Source organism: Sphingomonas changbaiensis NBRC 104936 (assembly GCF_000974765.1).
GTDB lineage: Bacteria > Pseudomonadota > Alphaproteobacteria > Sphingomonadales > Sphingomonadaceae > Sphingomonas_B > Sphingomonas_B changbaiensis.
This window is the reverse complement of sequence record NZ_BBWU01000019.1, coordinates 94,507-107,183: the sequence shown is the minus strand read 5'-3', so window position 1 is coordinate 107,183 and position 12,677 is coordinate 94,507. Positions and strand designations below refer to the sequence as shown.

At 67.2% G+C, this 12,677-nt stretch carries 13 protein-coding genes; 7 read left to right on the top strand and 6 right to left on the bottom strand.

Annotated elements, in window-relative coordinates:
* Nucleotides 1-17 precede the first annotated feature (17 nt).
* The 3 genes from SCH01S_RS04755 to SCH01S_RS04745 are packed head-to-tail and all read right to left on the bottom strand — an operon-like array spanning nucleotide 18 to nucleotide 4,076.
* Nucleotides 18-1,196: an acyl-CoA dehydrogenase family protein gene (locus tag SCH01S_RS04755; protein WP_046347625.1), complete on the bottom strand. Its 1,179-nt coding sequence runs from the start codon at nucleotides 1,194-1,196 to the stop codon at nucleotides 18-20.
* On the bottom strand, nucleotides 1,189-2,643 hold the full coding sequence (locus tag SCH01S_RS04750) for an OB-fold domain-containing protein (RefSeq protein ID WP_046347624.1): 1,455 nt from the start codon (nucleotides 2,641-2,643) through the stop codon (nucleotides 1,189-1,191). Before SCH01S_RS04750 ends, SCH01S_RS04755 begins: the two co-directional genes overlap by 8 nt.
* Nucleotides 2,644-2,687: 44 nt before the next feature.
* Nucleotides 2,688-4,076 carry a hypothetical protein gene (locus tag SCH01S_RS04745; protein ID WP_046347623.1) on the bottom strand — a complete coding sequence of 463 codons (1,389 nt, stop codon included), beginning with the start codon at nucleotides 4,074-4,076 and terminating at the stop codon, nucleotides 2,688-2,690.
* 46 nt (nucleotides 4,077-4,122) lie between these two features.
* Here SCH01S_RS04745 and rnc point away from each other — a divergent pair, with 46 nt between their 5' ends.
* Both rnc and era read left to right on the top strand, forming a co-directional pair.
* A complete protein-coding gene (gene rnc, locus SCH01S_RS04740) occupies nucleotides 4,123-4,788 on the top strand; it encodes a ribonuclease III (protein ID WP_046347622.1) in 666 nt (221 codons plus the stop codon).
* Complete coding sequence (gene era, locus SCH01S_RS04735; protein WP_046347621.1) at nucleotides 4,785-5,678, top strand: GTPase Era; 894 nt, start codon at nucleotides 4,785-4,787, stop codon at nucleotides 5,676-5,678. The genes rnc and era overlap by 4 nt, the downstream gene beginning before the upstream one ends.
* 29 nt (nucleotides 5,679-5,707) lie before the next feature.
* Here the strand turns inward: era and SCH01S_RS04730 are convergent, their stop codons facing one another.
* From SCH01S_RS04730 to SCH01S_RS04720, 3 genes are read right to left on the bottom strand one after another with little or no spacing between them, the layout of a single operon-like run.
* Nucleotides 5,708-6,496, bottom strand: a complete 789-nt coding sequence (locus SCH01S_RS04730) for an NAD-dependent deacylase (RefSeq protein ID WP_046347620.1) — start codon at nucleotides 6,494-6,496, stop codon at nucleotides 5,708-5,710.
* Nucleotides 6,496-7,872, bottom strand: a complete 1,377-nt coding sequence (locus SCH01S_RS04725) for a serine hydrolase domain-containing protein (RefSeq protein WP_046347619.1) — start codon at nucleotides 7,870-7,872, stop codon at nucleotides 6,496-6,498. Before SCH01S_RS04725 ends, SCH01S_RS04730 begins: the two co-directional genes overlap by 1 nt.
* Before the next feature lie 22 nt (nucleotides 7,873-7,894).
* Nucleotides 7,895-8,290, bottom strand: a complete 396-nt coding sequence (locus SCH01S_RS04720) for a cupredoxin domain-containing protein (RefSeq protein WP_046347642.1) — start codon at nucleotides 8,288-8,290, stop codon at nucleotides 7,895-7,897.
* A gap of 83 nt (nucleotides 8,291-8,373) precedes the next feature.
* Here SCH01S_RS04720 and dapB point away from each other — a divergent pair, with 83 nt between their 5' ends.
* The 5 genes from dapB to SCH01S_RS04695 are packed head-to-tail and all read left to right on the top strand — an operon-like array spanning nucleotide 8,374 to nucleotide 12,638.
* Entirely contained in the window at nucleotides 8,374-9,126 is a 753-nt protein-coding gene (gene dapB, locus SCH01S_RS04715) for a 4-hydroxy-tetrahydrodipicolinate reductase (RefSeq protein WP_046347618.1), read from the top strand.
* Nucleotides 9,123-10,448 (top strand): APC family permease, encoded by a 1,326-nt coding sequence (locus SCH01S_RS04710; RefSeq protein ID WP_046347617.1) that lies wholly within the window; start codon nucleotides 9,123-9,125, stop codon nucleotides 10,446-10,448. The genes dapB and SCH01S_RS04710 overlap by 4 nt, the downstream gene beginning before the upstream one ends.
* 5 nt (nucleotides 10,449-10,453) lie before the next feature.
* The gene (locus SCH01S_RS04705; RefSeq protein WP_052733777.1) at nucleotides 10,454-11,515 is read left to right on the top strand and encodes an aminotransferase class I/II-fold pyridoxal phosphate-dependent enzyme; all 1,062 of its coding nucleotides are present in this window, start codon (nucleotides 10,454-10,456) and stop codon (nucleotides 11,513-11,515) included.
* Nucleotides 11,512-12,153 carry an endonuclease III gene (nth, locus tag SCH01S_RS04700; protein WP_046347616.1) on the top strand — a complete coding sequence of 214 codons (642 nt, stop codon included), beginning with the start codon at nucleotides 11,512-11,514 and terminating at the stop codon, nucleotides 12,151-12,153. The genes SCH01S_RS04705 and nth overlap by 4 nt, the downstream gene beginning before the upstream one ends.
* A gap of 53 nt (nucleotides 12,154-12,206) precedes the next feature.
* The gene (locus SCH01S_RS04695) at nucleotides 12,207-12,638 is read left to right on the top strand and encodes a hypothetical protein (protein WP_157032798.1); all 432 of its coding nucleotides are present in this window, start codon (nucleotides 12,207-12,209) and stop codon (nucleotides 12,636-12,638) included.
* Nucleotides 12,639-12,677 lie beyond the last annotated feature (39 nt).

Here is a 12,677-nt window from a genome sequence, read left to right as displayed (position 1 = left end):
CCCGTTCCGGGGAGGAGTTAGGCATTCGCCCCAACCTCTCGCAGCATGTTTTTCGCAATCACCAGTTGCAGAATCTGCGTCGTGCCTTCGTAAATCCGATAAATCCGCACGTCGCGGTAGAAGCGCTCGGCCAGATACTCCTTCAGATACCCCGCGCCGCCGTGAATCTGCACCACCCGATCCGCAACGCGCCCGCACATTTCGGAGGCGAACATCTTCGCGGCCGCGGCCTCGACGATCACATTCTCGCCGCGGTCCGCACGGGCGCAGGCGTCCTTCACCATGCAGTCCGCCGCGTAGATCTCGGCCTTGGAGTCCGCCAGCATCGCCTGGATCAGCTGGAAGTTCGCGATCGGCTCGCCGAACGCCTTCCGCTCCGTCGCATATTTGAGGCCGGTGTCCAGGATGCGCTTCGCATAGCCGACGCTCGCACCCGCGACCGACAGGCGCCCGTTGTTCAGGCTGGTCATCGCTGCGCGGAAGCCGATGCCTTCCTCACCGCCCAGCAGCGCCTCGCCGCCGACATGCACGTCCTCCAGGATCACGTCGGCGATCTGCGCGCCCGCCTGGCCCATCTTGCCGTCCGGCTTGCCGATCGTGACACCGGTCGTGTTGCGAGGGACGAGGAAAGCGGACACGTGCGCGTTCTTCGGTAATGCCTCGGCATTGGTGCGCGCCATCACCAGGATCATGTCCGCGAACGGCGCATTGGTAATGTAGCGCTTGGTGCCGTTCAGGACGTAGCCGTTGCCGCTCTTCACGGCCCGCGTCTTCATCGCGGCAGAGTCGGAGCCGCTGTCCGGCTCGGTCAGCCCGAACGCCGCGACCATGCCGCCGGCGAGCTTCGGCAGCCACTCGCGCTTCTGCTCTTCCGTCCCGAAATTCGAGATCGCGGAGTTCACCATGCCGACATTGATCGACAGGATCGAACGGAAGGCGGGGGCGGCATAAGCGAGCGCCTGGACGAAGCCGATATACTGGCTGACGTTCATGCCCGCGCCGCCATACTCCTCGGGCATCGTCACGCCGAACAGGCCCATGTCGCGCATTTCGGCGAGGATATCGTCGGGCACGCGGCCGAGCTCCTCGACGCGATCCTCGGCCGGGATCAGCCGCTCGCGCACGAAGCGGTCCAGCTGCTCGATGAACGCGTCGTAGATGTCCGGGTCCATGCCCTTGCGGGTGACGTCAAGCATGGCTGTCTCCTCTGACCGGTACGGCCTTCCAGAAATATTTGGTGAAGTGGCGCGCCTCATCCTCCGCCTTGATGCGGAACACCATCCGCATCTCGGCCCCGACCTCGACATCCTCGGGCGCGACCTCGGCGAACTCCGCGACCATCCGTCCGCCATCTTCGAAATCGATCGTACCGTAATAGGTCGGTGGATCGGGCGAATAGGTGAGGGCGTCGGCGGTGTAGGTGACGATCCGCGCGCGCTTGTCGGCCAGCGGATAGTCCTCCATCGGTCCGGTCGACCGGTCATTCGGGTTCACGCCGATTTCGGACTTCGGGAACTGCACCGTGCCCGTCTTGACGTCGCGCCCGCCGACCAGGCCCAGCACAGCCTTGCGGTTACGGTAGAGCGTCGTGCCCGGCTGCTTCTGGTCCATTTCCGCGCGCATGCCACGTTCCACGTCGAGCACGCCTCGGTGGAACAGAAAGCGCATGTAGTTCGCGTCTTCCTGCCGGTCGGCGAGATGGCCTGCAACGCCCTTCCGCGCGGCAAGACGGGCCAGGGCGTCGGTCGCCTCCAGGATCAGCACGTCCGCACCCTGGCCGAAACCGGCCACGAGTATGCGGTCGCCGGGGCGGGTGCGCTCCAGCGCGGCGCACAGCAGGAGCACCGGATGCGCGGCGCCGCTGTCCCCGACCGTCGCGCCCATCGGGTCGAGCACGGCTTCGGCGGCGATCCCGGCCCGCTTCGCAAGCGCCTCGGCCACGCCCTTCGCAGTCACTGGAATCGCCGCGTGCCGGATCGCGTCGCCGCTCAGCCCCGCGCCCTTCAACGCCGCGGCAATCGCGCCGCCGAGCAGCTTGGTATAGCCTTCGTCCCTGATCCAACGGGCTTCCCAGCCATAGGCGTACGGCTCGCCCGACTGGCGGAAATGATCGACGAAGTCGACCGTGCTGCTGTGGACGTGCAGCACCCGCGCGACCAGCTCGCCGGGGCCGACGAAAATGGCCGCCGCAGCATCGCCATAGGCCAGCTCGCCTTCGGACGCGGCGCGTGCCTTGCGTAGATCGGCCGCGGCGATCAGGCATGTGCGGCTGCCATCCAGTGCCTGGATCAGCGCCGACGTTGCGGCACGCAGGCTTCCGGTCACATCCGAAGCGGCCGTCTCATCGGGGAGGTTCAGCGCCTCCTTGACCACGCCTGCGTTCAGCCGATCGGCAAAGGGCAAGGTGGTCGAAGCCACCGTCACGCCGAGCACGCGCGACCGGTCAAAGCCGGTGAGGCACTCCCGCGCCGCCTCGACGGCCATGGTGATCGAATCTTCGTCCCAATTCGCGACCGCTCGCTCGCCCTTGGCCAGGCCGCCCAGACCGGGCGCGAACCATCTGTTTGCCGCAAAGATGGCCGAGCGCTGCAACCGGCGCCGCGGGATATAGGCACCGAAAGCGAGGATCCCGGTTTCGCTCATCCAGCCTGCATAACCGGGCGAAAGGGCGAGTAAAGGGCGGCGATCTACCCGGCCAGGCGCGCGGCGGCGCAGAGGGCGCTGATTAGCAGCCAAGGCCCCATCAGCATCGTCCGGCGCCGTAGCGTCGCGCGCGTCCGCACCAGCGCATCCGCCGCGAAAGCGAGTGCAAGCCCCGCGCCGATCATTGTCCAGAGATAATAGCGCAGTTCCGCTGCGACGCTCGTCGGGAAATAGCTGAGCCCGTAGAGCAATGCTGATGCTGCAAGCGGAAATGCCGGTCCTGCTTTCGCGGATCGCCACGTCGCGAGCAGTACGCCGAGGGCGAGCGCCATCCATGCCGCCGGCCAGCCGAGCGGGGTCGCCGCGCTGGTCAATGCCGCGTCATCGACCCATCGCTGCGCAATTGTGCCGGGCAGGCGGAAGCCCCAGTCGTTAGGGGGCGCCTCCTTGGGGACGGGGCGGTCAATGGCGACATCATGCTGCACGAACAGCCGCGTGTTGATGTTGTAGTGAAGGAGGCGATGGTGAAGATACGCCAGCGGGTGCGCCGCAATGGAGCCTAGCCACCAGCGCACCGGGCTCTGGTGCGCATCCTGGAAGGCATCGTCTATGTCGTAGAAGGTGATCGGGCACGGGGTGCGCGCCCAGAAGCTGTAACTGTCCCATTTTATCGGCGAATAGCAGCGGCGGTTGACCGCCACCGGGTTTGCGACGCCGGTATCCGGAAACTGGTTTTCGCCGGAAAAGCGCGTGATGCCACCCAGATCGAAGATGATCAGCGACAGCTCGACGCCGCTGCGCTTTGCACCCAGCAGGCGATTGGCAACCGGCATGGCCGCGACGAGCACCGACAGTCCGACCAGCATAGAAAGAGTGAGGCGGGGCCGCGTCCGCTTGGCCGCGCCCGGAAGCAAAGCCAGCATCAGCGGCAGGCAAGCGGGCCACGCGTTGAACCGCAGCATCGCCGCAAAGACGAGCAGCGCGATGCCGATCGCGCTCGCCCACACGCCCAGCCGTTCGCGCCAGACCAGCAGCGCCGTCGCTGCGACGAGAGCGCCCGCCATGAGGCTGTCTTTCAGGATCGCTCCCAGCAGCGCGAGAGGGATGGGGAGCAATGCTGTGGCAAGGACGCCCGCAAAGGCGAGGATGCGCCGCTCTTTCAGGCACCAGGCGGCAATCGCGACGAAGCCGCCCCAGTAAAGCGCGATCTGAAGAATCAGCATCGGCGCGGTGCCTGGCTGGATCAGGATCAGCTTGCTCCAGATCCACTCCATCACCGGCGGGTGCCAGTCGTCATAGTCGCCGGACAGCGCCTGGGCGTATTGCCGGATCGAATCCCAGGTGATCAGCCCCGGCCAATAGCCGGCAAGCTGGACGGCCACTGGCAGGCCGAGCAGCGCAAGCGGCGCAAAGCGGAGACGAGCATCACTCATCCGGCCCGCGCTTGACGCGGTTCGGCCGCCGCCGCAAGGCCGAGGCATGAGCGACGATTTCGCCCGCTGGATCGAAGACACGCTCGGCGCGCAGCCCGGGAATCTCAGCCTCTACGAGCGCGCTGCCACGCACAGCAGTCGCGAGGAGGATAATTACGAGCGCCTGGAATTTCTCGGCGACCGCGTGCTCGGCCTGGTGGTGGCGCGCTGGCTCTACGAGCGCCACCCCGACGAGCCGGAAGGCAAGCTGTCCTGGCGCCTGAATGCATTGGTGACGGGCACGGTCTGCGCAGAGATCGGACGCGAAATCGGGCTGCGCCCGCACCTCCGCCTCGGCAAGCAGGCACGAGAGGATGGGGCGGCCGACAGCGACAACGTGCTGGGCGACGTTGTCGAGGCGCTGATCGGCGCGCTCTACCTGGACCACGGCTTCGATGTCGCCGAACAGTTCGTGCGAGCGCGTTGGGAAGGCCGGATCGATCACCAGCTCCGCGCGCCGCAGCACCCCAAGTCCGCGCTCCAGGAGTGGGCCGCAGCCCACCGGCGCAAACCGCCTTCGTATTCGGTCACCGCGCGTGAGGGGCCGCAGCACAATCCGCGCTTCACCGTCACCGTCTCGATCAAAGGCGCGGGCGAAGCGAGCGCGGAGGGGACCTCGAAGCAGGAAGCCGAGACCGCTGCCGCCAAGGCATTGCTGGAGCAATTGGGATGAGCGAACGCTGCGGCCTGGTCGCGATCGTCGGCGCGCCGAATGCGGGCAAGTCCACCCTCGTCAATGCGCTTGTCGGCCAGAAAGTCGCGATCGTCAGCCCCAAGGCGCAGACCACGCGCACGCGGCTGATGGGCGTCGCGATCGAAGGCGAGGCGCAGATCATGCTGGTCGACACGCCCGGCATCTTCGAGCCGCGGCGCCGCCTCGACCGGGCCATGGTGCAGGCTGCGTGGGGCGGGGCGACCGACGCCGACCTGATCGCGCTGATCGTCGATGCGAAGGCGGGCCTGGGTCCCAAAGTGATGAGCATCGTCGAGGGGCTGAAGAACCGCCCGGAGCCGAAGCTGCTGGTGCTGAACAAGGTCGACATCGCGGCCAAGGACAAGCTCCTTGTCCATGCCCAGCGGCTGACCGAGGCGCTGCCGTTCGAGGCCGTGTTCATGGTGAGCGCCGCGACCGGCGACGGCGTCGCCGACCTGAAGCGCGCGCTCGCCGAACGCGTGCCGGAGGGGCCGTGGCATTTCCCCGAGGACCAGGTCAGCGACATCACCGACCGCATGCTTGCGGCGGAGGTGACACGCGAACAGCTCTACCTCCAGCTCCACGCCGAGCTCCCCTATGCCAGCGCGGTCGAGACCGAAGCTTATAAGGAACGCGAAGACGGCTCGGTCGAAATTCACCAGCAGATCCTGGTCGCCCGCCCGACGCAGCGCGCGATCGTGCTCGGAAAGGGCGGCGCGCAGATCAAGGCGATCGGCGAACGCGCCCGCAAGGAAATCGCGAACCAGCTCGGCCGCAAGGTGCACCTCTATTTGCACGTGAAGGTGAAACTCGACTGGGACGAGGACCGCGGCCTGTACCGCGATATCGGCCTGGAGTGGGTGGAGTGACTTAAACTCCTCCCCGTTCCGGGGAGGAGTTAGCGTTTCAGCACCTCATCCACCCACGCCGGCACCTGTTCCCCCGCGGGCCCCATCCGGCTTTCGGAGAACAGATAGCTCCCCGCCGATGGTTCCAGGTTCAGCTCCAGCGCCCAGGCGCCGCAGTGGCGGGCGGTCTGGACGAAGCCGGCGGCGGGATAGACCGCGCCCGAGGTACCGATCGATACGAACAGGTCGGCTCGCGAGAGCGCCGCGTCGATCCGGTCCATCTGATATGGCATTTCGCCGAAGAAGACGATGTCGGGACGGAGCTTCGCGGCCCCGCATCTCGGGCACTCCGGGGCTGTAAAATCCCCGTTCGCTTCGAGCGAAGTCGAGAAGCGCGCGCTCGGACTAGTCGTTTCTCGACTTCGCTCGAAACGAACGGAATTGGGAGACATAGGACGGTCCCAAGGCATCCGCGCCTCGCACCCTGCGCAAAGCGCCGATTTCAGCTCGCCATGCATGTGCAGCAGTCGCTTCGCCCCGGCGCGTTCGTGCAGGTCGTCGACATTCTGCGTAACGATCAGCAGCTCGCCCGGCCACGCCGCGTCGAGACGGGCCAGGGCCTTGTGCGCCGCATTCGGCTCGACCTCCGCCAGCCTCGCTCGCCGCGCATCGTAGAAGGCGTGCACCAGCGCCGGATCGCGCGCCAGCGCCTGCGGCGTGCACACCTCCTCGACCCTGTGCCCCTCCCACAATCCATCGGGACCGCGGAACGTCGCCAGGCCGCTTTCGGCCGACACGCCCGCGCCGGTCAGCACGACGATGGTCTCGATCCTGCGCATCAGGCGATGATGAACAGCTGGCCGTCCGACGTCCAGCCCGCCAGCACGTAGCGATCCCGATTTCCGGCCGAGACCCGGTATCGCTCCATCGTCCCGCCCACGGCCGGGTAGGATTCGACCAGCCGAATGCCCGCGATCGGCGAATAGATCGCGGGCGGGTCATGCGGCGCGACGGCCCGGAACTCGCGGGCGAGTTCGGGCGCGATCCAATCGGCATCGCGTCCGCCGCCGGTCAGCATCGCAACAAGGCGGGAGCGGCGCGGTTCAGTCGCTTCGGGGCCGTCCGGCAGCGACAGATAGGTCGATCCCGGCGCGATCGCCTCCATCGCCATCATCGGCACATCGGCCAGCGTGCCGTCGCCGGTCGTGCTGTTGATCGTCAGCACCGCCAGCAGGTCGCGCGCGGGGAGCCGCGTCACCTGGGTGACGAAACCCGGCACGCTGCCGCTGTGCCAGTGATAAGGGGCACCGCGCGTTTTACCCAGGAACCAGCCATAGCCGTATGGCACCTCGCGGCCGGTGCTGAGTATGGCCGGAGTGAACATCGCATCGAGCGAGCCCTGTGAGACGAGGCCCGGGGCAGCGAGCGCGCGGCTCCACGGCGCCCAGTCCCGGGCGCTGAACAACAGTCCGCCGTCCGCGGCGGCGGACACGTCGTCGGCCATTCGCACCGCATGCCGTACCTCCCCCTCGGTCGCGTCATACGGTTCGGCGCGGTTCGCGACAGGGTGCTGTGCCGCGTCGGCTCGCGCCTCCGGCAGGCGGGCCGGCGCGAACAGGCGCAGGCGGACATAATCGGCATAGCTCTGCCCGGACACGTCCTCGATAAGCCAGCCGAGCACGAGATAATTGGTGTTGGAATAATGCCACGCCTCGCCGGGCGCGAAGAGCAGCGGCATCATGCCGAGCGCGAAGGTGACGACGTTGCGGGGTTGCCGCCGGTCCCAGTCGGACAGGAAATCGACATAGTCGGGAAGGCCGGAGGTCTGGTGGAGCAGGTTGCGGATCGAGATCCGTCGCCAATGTTGCGGCAGATCCTTCACGTGCCGCCCGATCGGGTCGTCCAATGCGACCCGACCCGCTTCCATCAGCTGCAGCACGGCCAGCGCGGTCACGTGCTTTGCGACCGATCCGATCTGGAACAGCGTGTCCTGGCGCACGGGCACGTCGAACGGAATCGAGGCGAGCCCGTGCGCCCAGAATGCGACAATCGCGCCGCCACGCACGACGCTCAGCGCCGCGCCCACGACCTTGTCTTCTGCCATTCGGGCGGTCAGCGTATCGGTCAGGCTTCTCGGCAGGCGCGGCGCCGCCTTCCCGGTTCCGACCAGCGCCAGCGCGGCGCCGCCGGCAATCAGGCCGCGCCTGTCGAACATTCCGACTTGGGCACGGCGCCTCTCAACTGACGACGATCTCGCCGGTCATGCCGAAGCTGCTGTGCAGGAAATGGGAGCAGTGGAGCTTGTAGGTGCCCGCCGCCGGCGCGACGAGCCGGATATCGACGGTCTCGCCGCCCTTCAGCTCGACCGTGTCCTTCTTGACCTTGGCCTGGTCCGACGGCGCGATCTGGGCTGCCGCGAAGAAAGTGCCGGCATCGAAATTATGGCCGCCGCTCGCGTCGTTGACGAGGTGCAGGCGGTACGCCTCGCCATGCCTCATCTGGATCTTGTCCGGCGTGAAATGGAAGTTCGACAGGTGCACGTCGATCTCATGCGCGGTGCCCCAGTCCGGCGCCTGCGCGCGGGCGGAGGAAGTGAGGGCGAGCAGCGTCAGGGCAAGCAACAGATAGCGCATCGAGCGACTCCGTTTCGGCATCGTCATCATAGACCTGTTCACCCGCCTTGTTCATCCCCGGATTTTCCCCGAAGAAGGGGGGCATGAAGGGGATCGGGATTCTGGGCGTCACCGGCCGGATGGGGCACGCGATCGGCAATGCCGCCGCCGAAGCCGGCATTCCGGTGACCGGCGGCATCGATCGCAAGGGAGGCGTGCACGGCGATCACGCCGATGCTGCCGCCCTTGCTGCGGCGAGCAGTGTGCTGATCGACTTTTCCGCGCCCGCCGCGCTGGAGCGCCATTTGCGGATCGCTGTCGATGCGGAGCGGCCGATCGTCGTCGGGACGACGGGGCTCAAGCCAGAGCATCATGCCGCGATCGACGAAGCAGCCAGACATGTCGCGGTGCTGCAGTCGGCCAACACTTCGCTGGGGGTGAACCTGCTGCGCGGGCTGGTCGAGCAGGCGGCGGCGCGGCTGGGGCCGGATTGGGACATCGAGGTGCTGGAGATGCACCACCGCGACAAGGTCGATGCGCCTTCGGGCACAGCCCTGCTCCTCGCGCAATCGGCAGCCAAGGGCAGAGGGTCGATGCTGAAGGAGCTCGCCCGCTTCGACAGGATGGGGGATCATCCCGAGGGGCGCGAGGAAGGCACGATCGGCTTTGCCTCGCTCCGCGGCGGTTCGGTGGCAGGTGATCACATGGTCATCTTCGCTACCGAAGGCGAACGGATCGAACTCGGCCATCGGGCCGAAAGCCGCGTCATTTTCGCGCGGGGAGCGGTCCAGGCCGCGCTGTGGCTCCGCGACAAGCCGGTGGGCCGCTACACGATGCAGGACGTGCTCGGCCTGTGAACGAAGCGCCTGCCGAGCCGACGCTGGTCCGGCGCCTTGGCCTTTTCGACGTCACCATGCTGGTGATGGGCGGCATCATCGGCTCCGGCATCTTCGTCAATCCGGCCGAGGTCGCGCGGCACGTCTCGACGCCGTTCCTTATCGTTGGCGTCTGGCTGATCGGCGGGCTCATCGCGATCGCCGGCGCTTTCGTTTATGCGGAGCTTGCGGGACGCCGGCCCGAAGTCGGTGGCCAATATGCCTATATCCGCGACGCCTGGGGTCCGGTGCCGGCCTTTCTCTACGGCTGGGCGCTGCTGCTGGTGATTCAGTCCGGGGGCATGGCGGCCGTGGCGATCACGTTCGCGCGCTATGTCCTCGATCTGGGGGCGCTGGGCGCGCCCGAATGGTCCCTTGCGGTTGCCGCGCTGGCGCTGCTGACCGCGATCAACTGCCTGGGCGTGCGCGCGGGCGGGACGGTGCAGAGCCTGCTGATGGTGCTGAAGATCGGCGCGATCCTGATGCTGGTGGCGTGCGGATTGCTGCTTGCGCCGCCTTCGTCCGGAACCCCCGCCGCGCCGTCCGGACTGGCACAGGTCGGCACGCTCGCCGCGATCGGCGCCGCACTGACGCCTGTCATGTTCTCCTATGGCGGCTGGCAGACCTCTGGCTTCGTCTCGGGCGAAATGCGCGATCCCAGGCGCGACCTGGTGCGCGGGCTGCTGTTCGGCGTGCTGGGCGTGGTGACGCTGTACGCGCTGGTCGCGCTGGCCTGTGTAGTCGTGCTCGGGCCGGCGGGTCTGGCGCAATCGCCGACGCCGGCGAGCGACGTCATGCGGGCGGCGCTTGGCAACAAAGGGGCGGCGCTGATCGGGCTCGGCATCGCGATCTCCGCGCTCGGCTTCCTCAGCCAGGGCATGCTGACGACGCCGCGCGTCTATTTCGCGATGGCGGAGGACGGCCTGTTCTTCCGCCGGATCGCCGCCGTCAGCCCCAGTACCCACGCGCCCGTGGCGGCAATCGTGCTGCAGGGCCTCGCGTCCTGCCTGATCGCCGTGAGCGGCACTTACGGCCAGATCCTCAGCTATGTCGTCTCGGTCGACTTCATCTTCTTCGGCCTGACCGGCGCGGCTTTGTTCGTGTTCCGCCGCCGCGATCCGGCCGGCGGCTCGTTCCGTGCGCCGGGCCATCCCTGGACGACCCTGTTCTTCGTGCTCGCCTGCGCCGTAACGGTCGCGGGAACGATCTGGAACAATCCCGTAAACAGCGCGATCGGTTTCGGTATCCTGCTTGCGGGCGTGCCGGTGTGCCTGTTCTGGCTGCGACGGAGGACACGGGCGTGAGAGTGATGGCGTCGGAATACATGTATTGGGCGAAGAACCAGGCGCCGGTCCGCTATGCGCTGGGTTCGAGCGAAGTGCCGCCCTGCCATCTGGATCGCTTTCCGCTCGATATCGCCGACCTCGAGCTGGATGGGCAGAGCCGCTATCGCTATCCGCCGCTGCGCGAGGCGATCGCGCGCCATGCCGGCGTGACTGCGGATCGCGTCGTGCTCGCCGACGGAACCTCGATGGCGAACATGCTGGCCCTCTCGGCGCTGATCGCACCGGGCGACGAGGTCGTGGCCGAGCACCCGGTCTATGAACCGATGGTCGCGACTGCCGAGCATCTTGGCGCGACGATTCGCTCGCTCGAGCGCCGCGCCCCCGATTTCGCGATCGACCCGGCTGCGGTCGAGGCGGCAGTGACGGAGCGCACGCGTGTCATCCTGCTCACCAACCTGCACAACCCGACCGGCAACCTTGCCGACGTGACGGTGCTGCAGGAGATCGGCGCGATCGCCGAGCGCGTTGGCGCGCATGTGGTGGTGGACGAAGTGTATCTGGACGCCGCCATCCCGCCGCAGCGGACCTCGGCGCTGCTCGGCGACCGCTTCGTCGTCACATCCAGCCTCACCAAATGCTATGGCCTGAGCGGCATCCGCTGCGGCTGGATCCTGGCCGATCCGGCGCTGGCCGAGCGCATCTGGCGGCTGAACGAACTGTTCGGCGTCGCTCAGTCCCACGCGGCCGAGCGGCTGGCGCTGGTCGCATTCGAACATCTGGACGAGATCGCCGCCGGCAATGCCAAGTTGCTGCAGCGCAACCGCGCGCTCGCAAATGCCTTCTTCGCCAGCCGCGACGACCTCGAATACGTGCCGATGACCGGCGGCATCACGGCCTTTCCGCGGCTGATCGACGGCGACGTCGATGCCCTGAATCGCCTGCTTCGCGAGCGCTACGATACCTCGATCGTGCCCGGCCGTTTCTTCGGCGCGCCTGATCGGTTCCGCATGGGCGTGGGCGGCCGGACCGACATCGTCGAAGCGGGGCTGGAGCGGCTCGCCAGCGCGCTCGATTCGATGCTATGAAGAAGGCGGACGTGTTCGAGTTCTTCCGCCGCCTGGCGGAAGACGACCCCTCGCCCGAAACCGAGCTCGAATCGATCAACACCTACACGCTGCTGGTAGCGGTCGTGCTCTCCGCCCAGGCGACCGACGCCGGGGTCAACAAGGCGACGCGACGACTGTTCGAAAAGGTGACGACGCCCCAGCAGATGGTCGCGCTCGGCGAGGCGCAGCTGAAGGAGCACATCAAGACGATCGGCCTGTTCAATACCAAGGCGAAGAATGTGATCGCCTTGAGCCAGGCGCTGATCGACGAGCATGGCGGCGAGGTTCCTGCGGACCGCGCGGCGCTGGAGAAGCTGCCCGGCGTCGGCCGCAAGACCGCGAACGTGGTCATGAACACCGCATTCGGCGCCGAGACCTTTGCCGTCGACACCCACATCTTCCGCGTCTGCAACCGCACGCGCCTCGCGCCGGGCAAGACACCGCTCGCGGTCGAGCTGGGGCTGGAAAAGGTCGTGCCGCAGCCGTTCAGGCTCGGCGCGCATCATTGGCTGATCCTGCATGGCCGCTACACTTGCAAGGCGCGGAAGCCCGACTGTTGGCGCTGCGTGGTCGCAGACCTCTGCCCCTACCAGCCGAAGACGCCGCCGCCCGCTTGACGGCACCTGCTGAGAGGCAGAAGCGTTATCATCGATCAATGGGAGGACGTCCGATGCGCGCATTCCTTCTCGTCGCCGCCGCCGCCGTGAGCCTGTCGGCCTGCATGATGTCCAGCAACCAGCAGGCCCGGACAGAACGCAACGAAGCGGCGGCGGTGCTGTCCGCCGACGGCCAGAGCTATGGCGACGGTGCCCGTCTGACCGGCGCGCCGCAGAGCTGCGTCCCCCTGACCGCGATCCGCAACAGCCGGGTGCTCAGCAATCGCGTGATCGATTTCGGCAACGGCCATCGCTGGAGCTACCGCGTCGTGCTGCCGCAGGATTGTCCCAATCTCGGCTTCGAGCAGCGCTTCACCTATTCGACCTCGCTCAGCCAGCTGTGCGCGACCGACATCATCACCGTGCTGCAAAGCCCCGGCATCAGCCGCGGCGCGAGCTGTGGCCTTGCGCCGTTCCAGCCGATCGAGCTTCCGCCGCGCGGCTGAGCGAAAGGCTTGGACAGCGCGAACGAGCCTGCTAAGCGC

Bases quoted from the DNA above. Each gene is read 5' to 3' on its own strand.
- SCH01S_RS04755 (WP_046347625.1), bottom strand. From the start codon at position 1,196: ATGCTTGACGTCACCCGCAAGGGCATGGACCCGGACATCTACGACGCG.
- SCH01S_RS04750 (WP_046347624.1), bottom strand. From the start codon at position 2,643: ATGAGCGAAACCGGGATCCTCGCTTTCGGTGCCTATATCCCGCGGCGC.
- SCH01S_RS04745 (WP_046347623.1), bottom strand. From the start codon at position 4,076: ATGAGTGATGCTCGTCTCCGCTTTGCGCCGCTTGCGCTGCTCGGCCTG.
- rnc (WP_046347622.1), top strand. From the start codon at position 4,123: ATGAGCGACGATTTCGCCCGCTGGATCGAAGACACGCTCGGCGCGCAG.
- era (WP_046347621.1), top strand. From the start codon at position 4,785: ATGAGCGAACGCTGCGGCCTGGTCGCGATCGTCGGCGCGCCGAATGCG.
- SCH01S_RS04730 (WP_046347620.1), bottom strand. From the start codon at position 6,496: ATGCGCAGGATCGAGACCATCGTCGTGCTGACCGGCGCGGGCGTGTCG.
- SCH01S_RS04725 (WP_046347619.1), bottom strand. From the start codon at position 7,872: ATGTTCGACAGGCGCGGCCTGATTGCCGGCGGCGCCGCGCTGGCGCTG.
- SCH01S_RS04720 (WP_046347642.1), bottom strand. From the start codon at position 8,290: ATGCGCTATCTGTTGCTTGCCCTGACGCTGCTCGCCCTCACTTCCTCC.
- dapB (WP_046347618.1), top strand. From the start codon at position 8,374: ATGAAGGGGATCGGGATTCTGGGCGTCACCGGCCGGATGGGGCACGCG.
- SCH01S_RS04705 (WP_052733777.1), top strand. From the start codon at position 10,454: ATGGCGTCGGAATACATGTATTGGGCGAAGAACCAGGCGCCGGTCCGC.
- nth (WP_046347616.1), top strand. From the start codon at position 11,512: ATGAAGAAGGCGGACGTGTTCGAGTTCTTCCGCCGCCTGGCGGAAGAC.
- SCH01S_RS04695 (WP_157032798.1), top strand. From the start codon at position 12,207: ATGCGCGCATTCCTTCTCGTCGCCGCCGCCGCCGTGAGCCTGTCGGCC.